This is a genomic window from Sulfurovum sp., assembly GCF_036568385.1.
Taxonomy (GTDB): domain Bacteria; phylum Campylobacterota; class Campylobacteria; order Campylobacterales; family Sulfurovaceae; genus Sulfurovum.
The window spans coordinates 56,527-74,211 of record NZ_DATCSP010000015.1 but is presented as its reverse complement, the minus strand read 5'-3'; the positions used below and the strand labels follow the sequence as shown (position 1 = coordinate 74,211).

Genomic DNA, 17,685 nt, shown 5'->3' with positions numbered 1-17,685 from the left:
GATTAAGCCTGATTTCTATCGCTTCATCCGGACCTGTAATGTTTATTAACGAAACAATTTCATAGCATGGAATAGAAAATAAAATTATTCTAATAAGAACAACTTATGTATATTTAAGTATAATCAGATATAATACAATTCATAATAAGATATAGAATAATAAATGAAGGAATTATTTAATGTTAAAAGATTTTGTAAAAATGGAAACCTTTTTAACGGTAGCGCGTGAAAGAAGTTTTTCTAAAGCATCGGCAAAGCTCGGGATCTCCCAACCGGCTGTCACACAGCAGATCAAATTTATAGAAAAATATCTTGGCTGTAAAGTGATCGAACGTAAAAAGAACGGGATCAAACTGACCAATGAAGGAGAGGAGCTCTACAAGATAGCAGGTAGACTCGAAAAAGAGATACTCTCGTCAGAACAGGATATATTGAAGATCATCAATAAAGAGATCACTTTCAGATTGGGTGCTTCTCCTACCATAGGTACCTATATTATTCCAGGGCAGTGTCTCAACACCATCGGTGAAGCGATCAATAACAATGTGCAGCTGGATATAGATCTCAGCGACGATATCATACAAAAGCTCAAAGACAGAAAGCTGGATGTGGGTCTTATCGAGTCTCCAGTGATGGACAATGACCTTATCTACAGAGAGTGGCTGGAAGATGAACTGGTACTGGTGAGCAATGTGCCTATCTCCAAAATAGTGAAAACGGAAGATCTCTATGATTTTGACTGGGTCTGCCGCGAAGAGGGTTCGTATACAAGAAAGATCGTAGCGGAAGTCTTTGATGATCTGGGTGTTTCGTGTAAAAGTTTCAATGTACTTTCCGAAGTGAGCAATACCACGACCATATTGCAGACGATCAAGAAAAGTGACAAAAATCCGGAAAGACCTGTAGTGTCTGTATTGTCCAAATATGCGATCATGGATGAAGTGGCCAGTGGTGAACTGTACGAGGCAAGACTCAGAGGGTATACGATGACACGTAAATTCTACATCGTCTATTCGAAAGAGAACAAACATAATGCCTATGTAGAAAATGTCGTGAACTTCATTCTAGCGGGACACTGCTAAGCGTCACCGTTTATTTTTTGGTCTTGAGGAGTTTTTTGTTCTCAGGATTACTCAGAAGTGCTTCCATGGAAGATTTTTTGGCGGCACTTTTTTCTTTTTTCTCCTTATCCGTTATTCCCGGGCTTGAAAGATTGATCACCAGAGGGTTTTCACCTACGAAGATCTGTTTGATGGCAAGCAGCGGAACGGATACTACCGAACCGAAATTTTCACTTCCGAATCCCGCTTCGAACGAGAAGTATCCCTCTTCAAGTTTTGAACTTTCAAAGGTAAAGCCGCTCAATATAAAGAGCACCGTATCTTCAAATGACTCTTTGATGGAAGCAGGCAACTCCGGGGTAAAGGTAAGGTATTTGACCTCACACGCCAGTGCAAATTCCTGGTCCTTTTCAAACAGATAGTGAATAGTGTCGGAAATATGCCTTTGCATAAGGGTACGATATTCGGGGGTTTGTAAAATATTCATGGTCATGGTGCACCTTCTAGGTCATTTGTAGTGAAAGCATTACACTATCTTCACAGGGTTAATGATCTTAAATCCTATCATAGCATTCATTAGAGCTACTTGTGTGAATTTTCCAAGGTCCTCACGTTTGATCTGCTTTGTCTTCAGAAACCCTTCGTCTATGAGCTTTGCCCTCATGGTACCTTTGAGCAGCGGCCGTTCGGGCGTGAACCATTGGCTGCCATCGTAAAAGGCGATATTCGCGATGGTCGTGTCGGTCAGGTACCCCTCTTTTTCTATGATCACCTCATCGACATCTTTGTTGGAAGCAAGCAGGGCATCCAAAGCGCTTCTGTCCGCATATTTGAAACTGTAGTCGATCTCCGCCGTGACGATCCTCAGTGAAGTGATCGCTTTGGGGGTGTAGGGGATATATTCTATGGAATGCAGGGATCTTTCGTAGCGTATGCGGCAACGGTAGAGGCCTGTTTCTGGCGCATCGATGAGTGAAGAGAGATCCAGTCTTTCTGTGCAGCCGAAAAGTTCTTTACGGCTCCGGTCACAGCGCGCCTGATGGTAGGGGAGGTTGTGTATCTTTCCCTCTTCTATCTTGATCGTTTCAAGCAGCAGGGGTAAAGGGGCTTGCATCTTCGGCATCAGCTGTCAAACAGCTCCGTGGAGAGATAACGCTCCGCGGTATCACAGAGGATCGTGACGATGGTCTTACCTTTGTTCTCAGGCCGTTTTGCCATGGTGTAGGCCGCATGGAGGTTGGCACCTGCAGAGATACCGATCAGCAGGCCTTCTTCTTTGGCAATTTTCTGTGCCATGGCAAAAGCTTCTTCATTGCTTACCGAGAGGACTTCGTCATAGACTTCCGTATTGAGTATCTGAGGTATGAATCCCGCACCGATCCCCTGAATCTTATGCGGCCCGGCACTCCCGCCTTCGAGCACAGGTGAATCGGCAGGCTCTACCGCTATCGTTTTAAGTGCAGGGATCTCTGCTTTGAGTACTTCTCCTGTACCGGTCACGGTACCGCCTGTACCAACCGCAGCCACGAAGATATCGAGTTTGCCCTCCGTGGATTTCAGTATCTCCGGGGCAGTGGTCCTGCGGTGGATATCGGGGTTGCTCGGATTGTTGAACTGCTGCAGTACTTTGGCATTTCCAAGCTCTTTTTCCAAAGAGGCTGCCTTGCTGATGGCTCCGGACATCCCTTCGGATGCAGGGGTGAGCACCAGTTCGGCACCCAGGTGCGTCAGAAGCTTCCGGCGTTCGATGCTCATCGATTCGGGCATCGTCAAGATCAGTTTCAGCCCTTTGGCTGCACAGATCGCAGCCAGGCCTATCCCTGTATTGCCGCTGGTAGGCTCAATGATCGTCGTATCCTGGTCGATATCCCCTGATCTGAGCGCCTCATTGATCATATTGAATGCGATCCGGTCTTTGACAGAACTGGTAGGGTTCATAAATTCACATTTTCCCAGGATGGTGGTACCTGTTTCATCGGAGAGCGAGTGAATTTTCACTAAAGGCGTATTGCCTATGAGATCTTCAATATTGTTTGCAATCATACGGTTTCCTTTCTCTTTTTGATTACTGGAATATTTGATGCGGAGGCATCACTATGGACGACCCGGATAGGCTTATCCATTGCTCACGGCTTTGATGCTATAGCGTATCTGCTCATCGGCGTACATGGGTACGACGCCCTTATAGTTTGAGGGTACGTGAAAACTTTTTTTCTCGAGCATCACGGTTTTGGCAGGAGGGGTGATCCCATAGATCTTCTGGGCATTTCCGGATACAAAGGCCTGAAGATTTTCAAGCGGTGCATGCTCTTTTTCAAAGAGCTCGGCCAAGACCTGCAAGGCTATCGGTGCGGTAAAGACACCTGCTGCACAGCCGCAGGACTCTTTGGCATGCTGAGGGTGCGGGGCGGAGTCTGAACCGAACATCACTTTCGGGTGTGCTTCCAGCGCCACTTTCAGCAGCGCTTCCCTGTCTTCGGGACGTTTGGCGATAGGTTTGCAGAAGAGGTGCGGTTTCAGCATGCCCCCTGCCACATCATCAAGCGTGATCAGCAGATGATGTGCGGTAATGGTGGCATAGAGGTTTTCATACCGGTCCAGCGCATCCACACTTTCTTTGGTCGTAATGTGTTCCATGATGATCTTGAGCTTGGGGAAGGCCGAAGCCAGTCTTTCGTAGATGGAGACGAATTCCGCTTCTCTGTCCATCACAAAACCGTTGGTCTCTCCATGGACACACAACGGGATATTGAGCTCGCTCATCGCTTCGAGCGCAGGTCGCAGCTCCTCCACATCAAAACCGCTGACACCGCCTTCTGAATTGGTGGTAATGCCCGCAGGGTAGAGTTTGATCGCAGTGATATGCTCTTTGACCGATTCCAGAAACGCCCTGTCATAGGAGGGTTTGAAAAAAAGTGTCATATAGGGAGTGAACTTTTCATTCCCGATCGCAGCCATGATACGCTGTTTATAGGCGATGACCTCTTCTTTGGTGCTGACAGGAGGCACGAGGTTGGGCATGATAATGGCACCCGAGAATGTACGGGCACTCTCTTTGGCAATATTTTCCAGCATTTCCCCGTCCCGGAGATGCAGGTGCATGTCAAGTGGAGCGTTTAGCGTTAATGGCATCAAAGTCCTTTAGTACATAGTAGAGTCGATTGGTCCGGTCCGTACTTTTAGGCACCAGCCAATAAATGATATTGATTTTGCCACAATATGCATTAAACTTGAGTAAACAGGTGTGTTTCGGAGGTGTGAACTCCACCAGAGGGTAGTCAATACCGCCCTTGAACAACTGGTTGCAGCGCAAGATACGCAAGGATGTGGCTGCAAATGCCTTATGGGGAGCATTGAACTCGAATTGCCACGAGGCATACTCGGAACAGGTGGGATAATAGCGGCAGGAGCCGGGAAGCATTTTGGAAATGTACTGGTACCCTTTGATGGGGTATTGAAAGAAGCGTTTTATCTTCATAGGGATAGCGCGTATTTTAGAGGCTTTTGTGTGTGAAACCCATCAACAAACTGCATAAAATTCCTTTTGCCAATCATGTCGGGCATTATAGTTTAAAAATGGGCAGCTTGTCAATCATTTGCGCTTTGGTAGTGCGGGAGAAAATTTCATATAACAACTGAAGTATTCTTTGCTATAATCAGCCTTATGAATAAGATACAACGCAAATTTTTGGTATCCGCAGATATCGAACGCTGGCTGAAAACACAGGAACATAGCACGGAAAAGACCGAGCTTTTCTATAGCAGGTCCGACAAGGATACGGAGTGTTATTACCGTCAGTCGTTTCCTGATACCTATACGAAAGTAGTGATCGACAAGGAGGGGAAGGAAACACCATCCCCTGTCACGGAAGAAGCATATCTTTCGGAGCGCAAAAATGCCATCGGCAAAAAGCTTCTGAAAGAGATATACACGGTTACTCTGAATGAAGAGACCTTTACGGTTTTCAAATACCTGAAAAAACTCGAAGGCATGTATATCCTGGTGGCATCTTTTAACGATGACAAGGCAATGAGGGACTCTGAAGTCCTACAGACACTGCAGACCTTTGTGCTCAAAGAGATCGACAAAGATGGGAAGTACAGTGACAGGTCACTCGCTTTGTATGTCAAGCCGATGGAGTATAATCTGGACAAACTCTATGAAAATATCGATGCGTATGAAGCTGCCAACCTCTTTTTCTGGCAAGTGCCGGGGAGGCTGTATGTGCGTGACGGCGTGGCTTTGGTACTCTACAGGAACCTGCGGCTTTTGCATCACTATAAGGTGAACTTTCAGCAGAAACACAGCAGTGCGACACTGCACCGCCTGCGCGTACTGCTGCGTCGTACCGCTACGCTTTTAGAGACGTTTTCCTCTCTTTTTACGCCCAATGTACAGCGTTTCTGCACCAATCTGCTGCTGCGGTACCATGAAGAGACAAAACTGTTGCGGTACCTCTACTTTCTGGAGGACCTTTGTGCGGCACAGGAGAGTGCAAAGCTCAGTCTGTACAGCGAGCTAAAGAGCCTGACCTTTCAGGAGGAGAGGGATGTCACCCAGATGCTTTTAGCCAAACCGTTCACCCAGCTGATACAGATACTCACAAGAGAACTCTACGAGCAGCAGTATCAGCAGTTCCAGCCTTTGAAAAAAGAGGTGAAAAAAGCGGTAAAAAAGCAGTTGAAACGGTTTGAAACACTGCTTGAAAAAACCAAAGAGGGGTATGACGAAGCGCTGCTTGAAGAGATCTTTACGGCGATGGAGTCCCTGCAGACACTGATAGAGGATTTCTTCCATGTCATAGGGGAAAAAGAGACGCAGCTGATCGTGGATGAATTGAATATCCTGCTAAAGCCTCTGCGCGAGTACCGTAACTGCAAAGAACGCGCAGTGCTACTCAACGAGATCAAAGCGAAGTCTGAAAACAAAACGTTAAATATAGACCCTCTTCTATGCGAACATGAAGCGGCCTTGAAAGACAGGATCGAGCATGCAATGAAGTTGTTGAGGTCTTCCAAGTTTTATGTGTAGCTGAAGATGTACCTTATCTTATAAAAACTCCTATATAGAACATTTTATAAGGTTTTCTCTTGAAAGGTACAGATTTATGGCTCGCAAACGTCGCTACAGCGGATAACCTTATAAAATATGTTAGATTATAAGGTTTTGCTTGGGAACATGTTAAGTTAATATCTTTTTAGATATTCCATCCAATTTATTGGAAAAAGTTTTTTAATATATTCAAGTATTCTCTCCTCTGGTTTTGTTTTACTATAATCAATACCTTGTCTCTTAAACTCTTTAACGATTTCCATTTTAACCTTATACTCGTTTGAATCCAAATCTAATATCCAATATCGGAGTAAATCCACAGGATACCTAGGATCATTTACTTCTAATTTGTCATCGTCAAAACTGTAAAAATAATAAGGATCAACAATATTTGCATTCTGTTCTACAATCAAATAATAAGCAATATCTATCTTTTCCATAGTTAATGCTACTATCGCTGCCGTTTCACCACTTGGTGACTGATAGTTAATATTTGCTCCTGCTTCTACCAACAGTTTCACCTTGTCGAAACCACGAGTAACTGCATAGCTAAGAGCCGACGTACCACATTCTATAGAATTACTTGTTCCGGTTTCTTTGGGAGCACAATATACACTATTGGGATCTGCGCCATATGCCAGTAATAACTTAACAAATCTAGGATCTTCATTAGCTTGAATATCATCCCATAAATGAGAAATGGTTGTGAAAAGTGGATTAGAACCAACTATTTTTGATTGATAATTTGGATTAGCCCCATACTCTAAAAGTAACTTTGTAGCTTCATATCTCTCTGCACGTATTGACCAAAATATTGGTGTCGTATCAAATGTGGGATTACTTACATTTACCAATGAGCAGTTTTCATCCAATAGGCTTTTGATTTTATTAATATTGTTACTCTTTATTACTTTCATGAGTTCCCATACTGGTGTATCATAAAATATTTCTATATCTTCTACCGTGAAGGACTTTTCATCAATTGTTTTATGTTCATATGTCTTTTCTCTGGCATCTTTAGCCACTCCTTCAGCAAAAGGATACATCTGGATGAAAAAAATACTCAATCCAAAACAAATAACTATAAAAATAAATAGAAGCAATAGCTTTATTTTAAATCTATTTTTCATCATTTTTTCCAAAAGATATGACAGTACTATAGAATATTATATGTCCTAATATACTCCAGAATAACCCATTTAATACAACAAATAATAGTGATTTATTAACTATTAAATCATGCCAATTTACAGGAAATGAAAAAAGAAAATCTATAATAATATTTAAAAATGTTCTTTCTCCAAAAGCTATCAAAAAAGGGCTAATAATAAACACAACTATAGAATAAATCAATGTTGTTACAACAATAGATAAAACTACTTTTTTAATTATCATCAACATAAATCCATTCTTTTTTGCTAATTAGAGTATATCAAAAGTGTCTTATTCTCAAAACCTTATAAAATAGAGCCACTTGCAAATTCAACATCACAAAGTAACTAATTTTCAATAGTTTGCAATCAACCATTGAAAAAAGCTGTCTATTGAGATTATTTACTGGTTCCCACGTTGCACGTGGTAACCCATACTTCAATTTTTTATACTAGCTAAATGTGAGTTTATAACCAAAATACAAAACTTTTCGCAGGCGAGAACTTTAGTTGCCACTTTTGTTTTGATGCTCTTTCAGCGCCTTTTCGTAAAGTCTCTTATCTAATAAGTTTAGGGGTATATAGAGGAGGATGGCTCCTAATGCTATATATCCTGAGTAAGGCGCTATCTCGATCCATAAACTAGTTGATTCCGGGCCCAGTTCGCTTTTTAGCGTATCAGCAAATGCGGCATATGTTCCAAAGAGCATGACGATCAGGAGCAAGAGCCCCATGATGTTTTTTCTGATCTTATAGTGATGTAGGTAATTCATGTTGTATCCTGTTTTTTAAGTAAATGACTTGATGCTTCGAGCCTTCAAGTATATCAAAAATTTATTTTCACGAAACCGTTAAGGTTTTTTATTGATCGACTTTTCCGTTTCTCACCACATAGGATTCCGACATATTGACAGCGTGATAGATGGTCGTTCCGTACTTCTTGCTGTAGTACTGGAGCAGGAGCTTTTGCAGTGTCGGCTCTATGGAGGGGGTGAACCAGCCGTTGTTGCTCAGTACGATCATGTTTTTCGGATTGCCCTCATAGAGCTTTTCGCTGGTGGCTTCAAAACAGATCGCATTTCTGTAGGTTTCACCATTTATTTTATAGTCGATGACATGGTCGCTTGCCACGTAGTCCACTGCACCGTCATAAAAAACCTCATTGACCCAGTCGCTCAGGAAGTCCGGCAGTGGGTTGCTTTCTCCGAAGGGGACCAGCAGGACTTTATTGGCCACTGTAATTTTGTTAGCAGTAAAAATATAGGTTGTGTTCCGGGGCGTTTTGCCATCCCAGTAAAGCCCCCCTGTGACGATGGAGATCTGTTTGGCCTTTTCCTGCAGTCTTTCGATCAGTTTTGGAGAGCGGTTGAGAAAGACGGGAAAGACCGACTCAGGCAGTATGATCAGCTTTTTGTTGTTGTCTATCGCACGGTCTATAGCGTCAAAAAGCGTTTCAAACTGCTCGGGCTGCAGTTTCTCGTTCCACTTGTCCTGCACAGAGGTATGTGTGGTGACCAATGCAATGCCATTGTCCACATTGACAGGGGTTGAAAGCGGAGGCTGATAGGCAAAGAGGATCAGCAAAAGATAGAAAAACTGCCCCTTCCAGATACTCAGAACGACAGCCGCGAGTACCAACCCGAACTGCCATTTCTCTATGCCCAGATAACTCTCTACGAACATCAGCTCGGGTTTGAGCCAGTCAAAAGAGAAGGGATGGATATAGCTCAGGGTCAGCAGTCCCAAAGCCTTGAGCAGCAGGGGAAGCAGGGTCGAGGAGGGAGCAGCAAAGAGCGTGGTCTTTTCGCTGATCCATGCGAGCAGCCAAAAGAGGACCCCGTACGTTGCCATGATGATGAACACGCCAATGGGAATAGCCCAGAGCATCCCGTAGTGTTTGAAGCTCAGAGTGATCCACCAGAACCAGAAAAGTCCTGTGAAAGCGCCTGAAAAGAGCCAGACCTTTTTCTCTTCTTTCAGCAGCAAGTAGAGTGCGGAGATCGCCAAGATCGTATGGGCCAGAGGATGGTTGAAACCCCAGTAGCTGAGGTAGATAAAGGCTGAACTCAAAAGTGCTATGACAAAGCCTCTTGTTAGTTCAAAGGTGCTAGAATATTGGCTAATTTTATTCAAAAGGATTCCTATGGGAGCAGAACAAGGCAGTATGATCGGTTCATTTTTACCCCTCATCATTTTATTTGCGATTTTTTATTTTTTGATTATCAGACCGCAGCAAAAACACCAGAAAGCACACAAAGCGATGCTTGAAGGCTTGACCAAGGGTGACAAGATCATCACAACCGGTGGTCTTATTGCTGATATCGTTAAAACTGAAGAAGATTTTATCAAAATCAAATTAAATGAGGATACGGTGGTCAAGTTGGATAGAGCATTTGTAGCTAAAAAGGTTGATTCGGGTGAAAACGCTTAATTTCAGGGTCATCCTTTTCGCTTTTGCACTGATCTTCGGCGTGGTGTTCTCCATTCCTTCTTTGACGCAAAGTGAAGCAGGAAAGAAGATCACTCTGGGCCTTGATCTTCAGGGCGGTCTGCACATGCTTCTCGGAGTGAAGAGCGAGATCGCCATAGAGTCGCGCATCAAATCTATGGCCGCCTCTGTCAAGTACATTTTTGACGATGAGGAGATCATCTTTGATGCGCTGCGTATGGTGGACAGCGAAAAGATCACCTTTGAAGTGCTCGATCAGGACGATATCAACAAGGCCAAAGCACTGTTGGAAAAAGAGCTGGAGGGTATCACGCTTATTAACGATGGAATGAAGTTTTCATTGGCGATGACCGAAGCCGAAGTAGCGCGTACGAAACAGAATGCGATCCAGCAGGCCGTGGATACCATCAGAAGCAGGCTGAACGAGTTCGGGCTCGCAGAGCCGACCGTCGCGAAGCAGGGTGAAGATAAGATCCTTGTAGAGGTGCCGGGTATCAAGACACAGGAAGACGAGCAGCGTATCCGCGAGCTTATCGCACGTGCGGCCCATTTGCAGCTGATGGCGGTGGATGAAGACAGAAATATCAGGGTGAACACCATGAGTGTGGCCGAAGCAAAAAGTTACGGTGATGTGATACTCCCGGATGTCAATACCGATGAGAAGTATCTGCTCCGTGCGATCCCGGTACTGGACGGTTCCATGCTCACCGATGCAAAGGTCGGTTTTGATGAGGGTAATCAGCCTGTGATCAACTTTACCCTCAACGGGCAGGGTGCCAAAATATTCGGTGACTTCACAGGGATCAGCGTCGGGAAGCGTATGGCGGTGGTGCTGGATGACAAGGTCTACTCTGCACCGGTCATCAACGAGCGTATCGGCGGGGGACGGGTACAGATCTCCGGAAGATTCGAACTCTCGGAAGCCCATGACCTTGCGATCGCACTGCGTTCAGGCGCACTGCTTGCACCTGTCTATGTGATGGAAAAACGTTCTGTCGGCCCGAGTCTGGGTGCGGACAGCATCAAGGCCAGCTCCATCGCATTGGTTTTAGGGTTTATTCTGGTGGTATTCTTCATGGTCTTCTATTACGGTATGGCAGGCGTTATCGCCAATGTGGCATTGATAGGAAACCTCTTTTTGATCCTTGCGATCATGTCGCTCTTTGGCGCAACGCTCACCCTGCCCGGAATGGCAGGTATCGTCTTGACCGTAGGTATGGCGGTGGATGCGAACGTCATCATCAGTGAACGTATCAGGGAGCTGCTGCATGAAGGTAAATCGGTGGTCAAATCGATAGAGAACGGGTACAGTAATGCCTTTACTGCCATTTGGGATGCGAACATCACCACATTGATCGCTGCAACCGTACTTTATGCGTACGGCACAGGGCCGATCAAAGGTTTTGCGCTGACGATGAGCATCGGTATCATGGCATCGATGCTGACAGCGATCGTAGGGACACACGGTATCTATCAATGGCTGCTGCCGAAGATAGACAAAAACAGACTGGGCATCTGGTTCGGTATCAGGAAAGAGGGGACGAAATAATGGAAGTGTTCAAATATAAAAAACCTCTTTCGTTGATGGGAAAGAGCAAACGTTTCGGGCTCCTCTCTATCACACTGCTGATCATCTCTTTGGGCTTGATCATCGGCAAAGGGTTCAACTACGGTATAGACTTTGCCGGAGGTACGCTGATACAGGTACAGTATGAGGGTAAAGCCCCTATAGACAAGGTGAGGGAAGCGGTAGAGTCTGATGGGTCCTATGAAGGTGCGACCGTGACCTTTTTTGGCGGTGAGGATGAAGTGGTCATCCGTACCAAAACCAGTTCAAAGGCGCTGGGCGAAGATGTCGGGGATAAAATGAGAGCCCTGCTCAAGGACACCGGTGACTTTGAAGTGAGACGTGTGGACATGGTGGGTGCCAAAGTGGGATCCGAACTGCGTGAAAAGGGGCTGATGGCCATGGTACTGGCCATCATAGGCATCCTTATTTATGTTTCATTCAGATTCGAGTGGCGTTTTGCCGTGGCTTCGGTGATGGCGCTGATGCACGATGTGACGATCGCCATGGGGATGATCGTCCTCTTCTCGGTCGAGGTCAACCTGGATATTCTGGCAGCACTCTTGACCATATTGGGATATTCACTGAACGATACGATCATCGTCTTTGACCGTATCCGTGAAGGGATCAGAACGATCAAAGATCCCGATCTCGGGACCATCATCGATGAGTCCGTGACACGTACGCTTTCACGTACGACACTGACATCACTGACCACTTTCTTCGTGGTGCTTACCCTCTATCTGTTCGGAGGGGAGATCATCAACGGGTTCAGTTTCACACTCCTTGTAGGGATTATCGTCGGTACGTACTCTTCTATTTTTGTGGCTTCGCCTATTTTGATGTGGCTTGGCTTCTCTGTCAGCGCCTTTAGAGAAAAAGAAGCACTGAAGCTCAAAAGGGAAAAAGAGAAAGAGAAAATGCGTGCCATGTACGAAAATGGAAGCCTGTAATTAGGTTATAATAACGCAATGGCTTCATCTGAAGCTGGGGCGAGATAGATTGAAAAGGAAGATAAATGAATTGGGGAAAAGTTTTTTATATATTTTTTGCCTTGATGTCACTGACGACATCGGCGGCATTCCTGTATGATCACTCTGTAGTCGCATTGTTTATAGCAGGATCCGTGAATGTGATCTCTACACTGTTAAAGATAGGAGTGAGAAATTTACTTTCTGCTGAACTCCTGGCAGGGTCTCTGGTCGCAGACCTGCACCTTCTGCCTGCTTTTTTTGCTTTACAGTTCTATGGCAATGAAGCTTTAGCGACAGGATTGGTGATCGGTGCCGTGATCGCAAACCTTTATACCATCTTTATTTCCATGATAGAGAGTGCAAAGGAAAAAGCAGACTTTTAAGTCTTTCGAGGTATCTTACATGTATACTATTTCAAGGAATAACGCGTGCTAAGTATGCCTACGCTCCATGGGACCGATACCGGTCTCAAAAGAGCAGAGATCAAAGCCTATTTTCAACACTGCTATAAACGCTATGAATCGCTCTTTACGATCGTAGCCGATACCACGGCGTATTTTCGCAAGGCAGACCCTCTCCGCCATCCTATTATCTTTTACTATGGACATACTGCGGTATTTTTTATCAACAAACTCAAGCTCGCCAAGATCATCGATCAGCGTATAGACCCTGAACTGGAATCGCTTTTTGCGGTCGGGGTGGATGAGATGAGCTGGGATGATCTGAACGAAGCGCATTACGAATGGCCGGGTCTGGAAAGGGTCCAGGCCTATCGCGATGAGGTCTATCGTCTCGTCGATCATCTGATAGACACGCTTCCCATGGCACTCCCGCTTACGGAAGATTCAGACTGGTGGGTCATTTTGATGGGTATCGAACATGAAAATATTCATCTTGAAACCTCCTCCGTACTGATACGCCAGCTTCCTCTTGCCTCCGTACAGGAAAACAGAGCATGGAAAGCGTGCGAAAGGGTTGGGCCGGCACCCAAAAATGCACTTCTTGAGGTCAGTGCGGGAAGCGTGAGCCTGGGCAAAAACAAAGAGGCACAGCTCTTTGGATGGGACAATGAATACGGAACACATCAGGCACACATACCCGCATTCAAGGCAGCGAAATACCTGACCTCCAACGCAGAGTTCCTGGAATTCGTGCAGGAGGGAGGCTACAGCAACGATGCCTTCTGGTGCGAAGAGGGAAAGGCATGGAAAAGCTATACCGGTGCAAAACACCCTATGTTCTGGAGAGAGAAAGAGAATGGGTACGAGCTTCGCACCCTAAGCAGGGAGATCGATCTGCCATTGAACTGGCCGGTAGAAGTGAACCATCTGGAAGCCTCGGCATTTTGCCAATGGAAAAGCCAAAAAGAAGGCGTGCGCATTACGCTGCCTACCGAGGATGAATACGTACGGTTGCGTGACGAAAGCGGGGTCCCTTCCTATCTGGAGTGGACCAAAAAAGGGGAAGCGGTCGCAAACATCGATCTTGGTGGGTTCGCCTCCTCTGTACCTGTTGACACCTATCGGCACGGCGCTTTCTATGACGTGATAGGCAATGTCTGGCAGTGGTCGCGTACACCGATGTACCCTTTTGAAGGCTTTAAGGTACACCCTGTCTATGATGATTTCACCGTACCTACCTTTGACGGGAAACATGATCTCATCAATGGCGGATCCTGGATCAGTTGCGGGAACCTGGCCACACAAAAGAGCCGCTACGGTTTCAGAAGACATTTTTACCAGCATGCAGGGTTTCGATATATCCAAAGCGAGTATGAAGAAAAGGTGACGAGCAATATGTACAATACCGATACGATCATTTCCCAGTATTGCCATTTTGGCTGGGGTGAAAATGCTCTGGGGATAGAAAATTATCCGGCACGCTGTGCGAGCATCGCATTGGAAGCGATGAAAGAGAAACCTAAAAGAAAAGCCTTGGATATAGGGTGTGCGATCGGGCGCAGTACCTTTGAACTGGCACGCGGTTTTGATGAAGTGATCGGTGTGGATTTTTCTGCACGCTTCATACAGGAGGCACAGGCCCTTAAGGAGACCGGACTATTACGCTACAGCATGGTGACCGAGGGTGAACTGAAAAATTTTTATGAAGTGCATCTTGCAGACCTGGACCTGGAAGCGGAACGTCAAAAAGTGTCGTTCTGGCAGGCAGATGCCTGTAACCTGAAACCTATTTATCAAGGGTTTGACCTTATTTTCGGCGGCAATCTGATAGACAGACTCTATGACCCGAAAAAGTTCTTGGTATCACTGGCTTCACGGTTAAATGAGGGAGGCATGCTTATCTTGACCTCTCCGTACACATGGCAGGAAGAGTCCACTCCTAAAGAGAAGTGGATAGGCGGGTACAGAAGGGACGGAGAAAACGTGACGACACTGGATGGACTGAAAGAGATACTCGGCAGCGACTTTGAGCTTATCGATACCCGGGATGTCCCGTTCGTGATACAGGAAACGGCCAGAAAGCACCAGTATACTATCGCCCAAATGACGATCTGGGAGAAGCAATGAAGAGGTTTGAAGCAGTAGACCGCCGGGGGACACATACGACCAAGTGGGATGAGGCGAAGAAGAAATTCGGTACAGAGGACCTGCTTCCTTTATGGGTTGCGGATATGGACCTGGCTGCCCCGGACTGTGTGCAGGAAGCGATCCAAAAAAGGGCGCTGCACCCTGTGTACGGGTATACGATCTATCCGGAAGGTTACTATCAGGCGATCCAAGACTGGATGCTGAAGCGTTTTTCCTGGAAGATAGAAAAAGAGTGGATCGTACCCTGTTACGGGGTCGTGCCCTCATTGAACTTTATCATTTCCGCTTTCAGCGAGGAGGGAGAGGGTATCATCGTGCAAAGCCCTATCTACCCGCCTTTTGTGAGTTCGGTCAAACACAAAAAGAGAAAGGTACTGGACAATACGCTGGTGTATCAAAATGGCCGCTACCATATAGACTTTGAAGATCTTGAGCAAAAGGCCAAAGAGGCAAAGCTCTTTTTACTCTGTTCGCCGCATAACCCTACCGGCCGTGTCTGGAACGAAGAAGAGCTGGGGAAGATCATCGATATCTGTATAGAGCATGATGTGCTGATCATCTCAGATGAGATCCATGCGGATATCGTGTATCAGAAGACCCACTACATGCTGGGCAGTTTTGAAAAGGCCCTGCACCACTGCATCGTGCTGAACGCCCCTTCCAAAACGTTCAACATTGCCGGACTGAACACCTCTTATGCCATCATCCCGGATACAGGACTGCGCCACCTCTATCAGCTCGAGCAGGAGAGGTCAGGTATCACCAACGGGAACCCTTTTGGCATAGAGGCATTGATCAGTGCCTACCGGGAGGGTGCAGCATGGCTAGAGGCGTTGAAGGCACATTTGCACGCCAATATCACCTATGTGGAAACCTTTGTACAGGCGCATCAGCTGCCTATCAAGGTCGTGCCGGCAGAAGCTACTTTTCTGCTTTGGCTGGATTGCAGCAAGATGGGACTCCCGCATGACGAACTGGTCGACTTCTTTGTGCACCGGGCAAAACTCGGGCTCAATGACGGCAAAAGTTTCGGAGCAGCGGGAGAAGGATTTATGCGGCTGAACATAGGGACCTCCCAGGCAGTACTGGAAGAGGCGATGCAGAGAGTGCTGAATGCCTATAAGGAGCTCCGTTGAGAAGTCTGGTCGTTGTTTTACTCCTGTCGGTCTGGCTCCATGCACTTCCGCACGCTATCAATGAAGAGATACGCAAATCAGGTATCTCGAAGAATCAGATCAGTATCTATATCAAGGAAGCCGGCAAAAAGGGAAAAGTGATCGCTTCGCTGAACGCAGACAAGACGCGGACCCCGGCATCCGTGATCAAGGTGTTCACCACTTATGCGGCTGCTTTGAAACTGGGGTTTGACTACCGTTGGCCTACACAGTTCTACAAAGCAGGAAACTTGACGAACGGGGTGCTTCATGGCGATCTGGTCATCAAAGGATTTGGCGATCCGACCTTAAATGCCAAGGACCTTGAAACGATAGTCAACGATATCCGTGCAAAAGGCATCAGGCAGATCACGGGTGATATCGTCATAGACAGAAGCTACTTCCAGGTGGGGGACCGGGACAGCTCCGGATTTGATCAAAACCTCTACAGCGCATACAATGCCATGCCCGATGCCATGATGTTCAATGAGCGTGTGGTGACCATATGTGTGAATCCTAAAGAGAGGAGAGCGTATAAAAAACATGCGGATGAAAGTTACAGAGTGGTCAATCAACTGGAGCATGTGAACAAACCCTGCAGAGGCAAATACTCTTGGCCGGGCGTAAGCATCGACAAGAGCGAAGTCATCCCTACCGTGCTGCTCAAAGGCAAGATCTCCAAACAGTGCGGGGAAAGAAACATCTGTAAAGTCATCACCAAACCCTATAAATCATTCTACTATGCGCTCAAAGAGAAAATGAATGAAGCGGGCATCGCTGTCAGAGGGACCCTGAAACTGAAGAAGGTACCCGGGAATGCAACCATGCTTTTTACCCATCATTCGGAACCCTTGGAAAAGATCATCTCTACAACATCCAAAGAGAGCAACAACCTTTATGCAAGACATCTGATGCTGCATCTGGGTGCACAGGTATACGGTGCACCTGCGACGCTGGAGAAGGGGAGAGATGCCATTGTATCGATCTTAAGGGCAAAAGGGGCATTGGGCAGAGGAACACTGAAGATAGACAACGGGAGCGGGCTCTCACGTATCTCCAAGATGAATGCAAGGCAGTTGGGCCAACTGTATGATGATGCTTATGTTCATTTCGGACAGAAGTGGATGGAGACCCTTTCGATAGCAGGTATCGACGGCACGATGAAACGGCGTTTCAGGCATACCGTGGTCAGTAAAAAGGCATGGATGAAGACAGGGACGATCAAACGTGTAAAGAACATCGGAGGCTATGTGAAGAACAGAGCGGGCAAGCTTTACACCGTGGTGATCCTGATCAACAGTTCGAAGGCAAAATACCGTGGGACAAAACTGCAAAATGAAATACTCGAATGGCTGGCAAAAAGCAAAGCCAAACCTACGGTGAAAGCCCCTTCCAGAACAGTACAGCAGACAAAGGGCACCTCACAGAACCTCTTTGGCGATATACAGACCAACGTACCTGCACCCACGCAAAAAGTGAAAGAAACCTCTGTACAAAAGTATTATATACAGGCAGGCGCATTTTCCAAAATGCCAGACGGTGGCTATTTGGGCAAAATAAACGCTTTGGGATTCCGTTACAGGGTGCACCATGCTGGCAGCTATAAAGTACTTATCGGTGCGTATGGGGATGAAAAAGGTGCCAGAGAGGCGTTGATAAAAGTACGTGCAGAGATCAGTCAGGGTGCGTTTATCGTAAAGTTGTAGTTTACCCCAAATACGCTATAA

Annotated in this window: 18 protein-coding genes; 9 read left to right on the top strand and 9 right to left on the bottom strand. The window is 46.2% G+C overall.

Annotated features, from left to right (window positions below; translation table 11 throughout):
* Nucleotides 1-179: 179 nt before the first annotated feature.
* Nucleotides 180-1,082 (top strand): LysR family transcriptional regulator, encoded by a 903-nt coding sequence (locus VIM88_RS01625; protein ID WP_331861135.1) that lies wholly within the window; start codon nt 180-182, stop codon nt 1,080-1,082.
* A gap of 10 nt (nt 1,083-1,092) precedes the next feature.
* Here VIM88_RS01625 and VIM88_RS01620 read toward each other — a convergent pair whose 3' ends face one another.
* From VIM88_RS01620 to yidD, 5 genes are all read right to left on the bottom strand, one after another.
* Complete coding sequence (locus VIM88_RS01620; RefSeq protein WP_331861134.1) at nt 1,093-1,548, bottom strand: hypothetical protein; 456 nt, start codon at nt 1,546-1,548, stop codon at nt 1,093-1,095.
* Between the two features lie 39 nt (nt 1,549-1,587).
* On the bottom strand, nt 1,588-2,184 hold the full coding sequence (locus VIM88_RS01615) for an aminotransferase class IV family protein (protein ID WP_331861133.1): 597 nt from the start codon (nt 2,182-2,184) through the stop codon (nt 1,588-1,590).
* Nucleotides 2,184-3,104: a cysteine synthase A gene (gene cysK / locus VIM88_RS01610; protein ID WP_331861132.1), complete on the bottom strand. Its 921-nt coding sequence runs from the start codon at nt 3,102-3,104 to the stop codon at nt 2,184-2,186. Before cysK ends, VIM88_RS01615 begins: the two co-directional genes overlap by 1 nt.
* Before the next feature lie 72 nt (nt 3,105-3,176).
* Nucleotides 3,177-4,193 carry a dihydroorotase gene (gene pyrC / locus VIM88_RS01605; RefSeq protein WP_331861131.1) on the bottom strand — a complete coding sequence of 339 codons (1,017 nt, stop codon included), beginning with the start codon at nt 4,191-4,193 and terminating at the stop codon, nt 3,177-3,179.
* Nucleotides 4,165-4,533, bottom strand: a complete 369-nt coding sequence (yidD, locus tag VIM88_RS01600; RefSeq protein ID WP_414717461.1) for a membrane protein insertion efficiency factor YidD — start codon at nt 4,531-4,533, stop codon at nt 4,165-4,167. Before yidD ends, pyrC begins: the two co-directional genes overlap by 29 nt.
* A 192-nt stretch (nt 4,534-4,725) precedes the next feature.
* Here yidD and VIM88_RS01595 point away from each other — a divergent pair, with 192 nt between their 5' ends.
* Complete coding sequence (locus VIM88_RS01595; RefSeq protein ID WP_331861129.1) at nt 4,726-6,093, top strand: hypothetical protein; 1,368 nt, start codon at nt 4,726-4,728, stop codon at nt 6,091-6,093.
* A gap of 155 nt (nt 6,094-6,248) precedes the next feature.
* On the opposite strand, the gene VIM88_RS01590 is transcribed toward VIM88_RS01595, so the two are convergent.
* The 4 genes from VIM88_RS01590 to VIM88_RS01575 form a co-directional block, all read right to left on the bottom strand.
* Nucleotides 6,249-7,247, bottom strand: coding sequence for an ankyrin repeat domain-containing protein (locus VIM88_RS01590; protein ID WP_331861204.1), 999 nt, complete (start codon nt 7,245-7,247; stop codon nt 6,249-6,251).
* Complete coding sequence (locus VIM88_RS01585; RefSeq protein WP_331861128.1) at nt 7,234-7,509, bottom strand: hypothetical protein; 276 nt, start codon at nt 7,507-7,509, stop codon at nt 7,234-7,236. Before VIM88_RS01585 ends, VIM88_RS01590 begins: the two co-directional genes overlap by 14 nt.
* Nucleotides 7,510-7,771: 262 nt before the next feature.
* Nucleotides 7,772-8,038 (bottom strand): hypothetical protein, encoded by a 267-nt coding sequence (locus tag VIM88_RS01580; RefSeq protein ID WP_331861127.1) that lies wholly within the window; start codon nt 8,036-8,038, stop codon nt 7,772-7,774.
* Nucleotides 8,039-8,126: 88 nt separating this feature from the next.
* Nucleotides 8,127-9,398 carry an apolipoprotein N-acyltransferase gene (locus VIM88_RS01575; RefSeq protein ID WP_331861126.1) on the bottom strand — a complete coding sequence of 424 codons (1,272 nt, stop codon included), beginning with the start codon at nt 9,396-9,398 and terminating at the stop codon, nt 8,127-8,129.
* 10 nt (nt 9,399-9,408) lie between these two features.
* Between VIM88_RS01575 and yajC the strand changes: the two genes are divergently transcribed.
* The 7 genes from yajC (at nt 9,409) to dacB (ending at nt 17,664) form a co-directional block, all read left to right on the top strand.
* The gene (gene yajC, locus VIM88_RS01570) at nt 9,409-9,696 is read left to right on the top strand and encodes a preprotein translocase subunit YajC (protein WP_331861125.1); all 288 of its coding nucleotides are present in this window, start codon (nt 9,409-9,411) and stop codon (nt 9,694-9,696) included.
* Nucleotides 9,683-11,263 carry a protein translocase subunit SecD gene (gene secD, locus VIM88_RS01565; RefSeq protein WP_331861124.1) on the top strand — a complete coding sequence of 527 codons (1,581 nt, stop codon included), beginning with the start codon at nt 9,683-9,685 and terminating at the stop codon, nt 11,261-11,263. Before yajC ends, secD begins: the two co-directional genes overlap by 14 nt.
* Nucleotides 11,263-12,234: a protein translocase subunit SecF gene (gene secF, locus VIM88_RS01560; protein WP_331861123.1), complete on the top strand. Its 972-nt coding sequence runs from the start codon at nt 11,263-11,265 to the stop codon at nt 12,232-12,234. Before secD ends, secF begins: the two co-directional genes overlap by 1 nt.
* A gap of 65 nt (nt 12,235-12,299) precedes the next feature.
* Nucleotides 12,300-12,638, top strand: coding sequence for a DUF6394 family protein (locus tag VIM88_RS01555; protein WP_331861122.1), 339 nt, complete (start codon nt 12,300-12,302; stop codon nt 12,636-12,638).
* A 54-nt stretch (nt 12,639-12,692) separates the two neighbouring features.
* Entirely contained in the window at nt 12,693-14,783 is a 2,091-nt protein-coding gene (gene ovoA / locus VIM88_RS01550) for a 5-histidylcysteine sulfoxide synthase (RefSeq protein ID WP_331861203.1), read from the top strand.
* Entirely contained in the window at nt 14,780-15,940 is a 1,161-nt protein-coding gene (locus VIM88_RS01545) for a PatB family C-S lyase (RefSeq protein ID WP_331861121.1), read from the top strand. Before ovoA ends, VIM88_RS01545 begins: the two co-directional genes overlap by 4 nt.
* Nucleotides 15,937-17,664: a D-alanyl-D-alanine carboxypeptidase/D-alanyl-D-alanine endopeptidase gene (gene dacB / locus VIM88_RS01540; protein WP_331861120.1), complete on the top strand. Its 1,728-nt coding sequence runs from the start codon at nt 15,937-15,939 to the stop codon at nt 17,662-17,664. Before VIM88_RS01545 ends, dacB begins: the two co-directional genes overlap by 4 nt.
* The last annotated feature ends 21 nt before the right edge of the window (nt 17,665-17,685 follow it).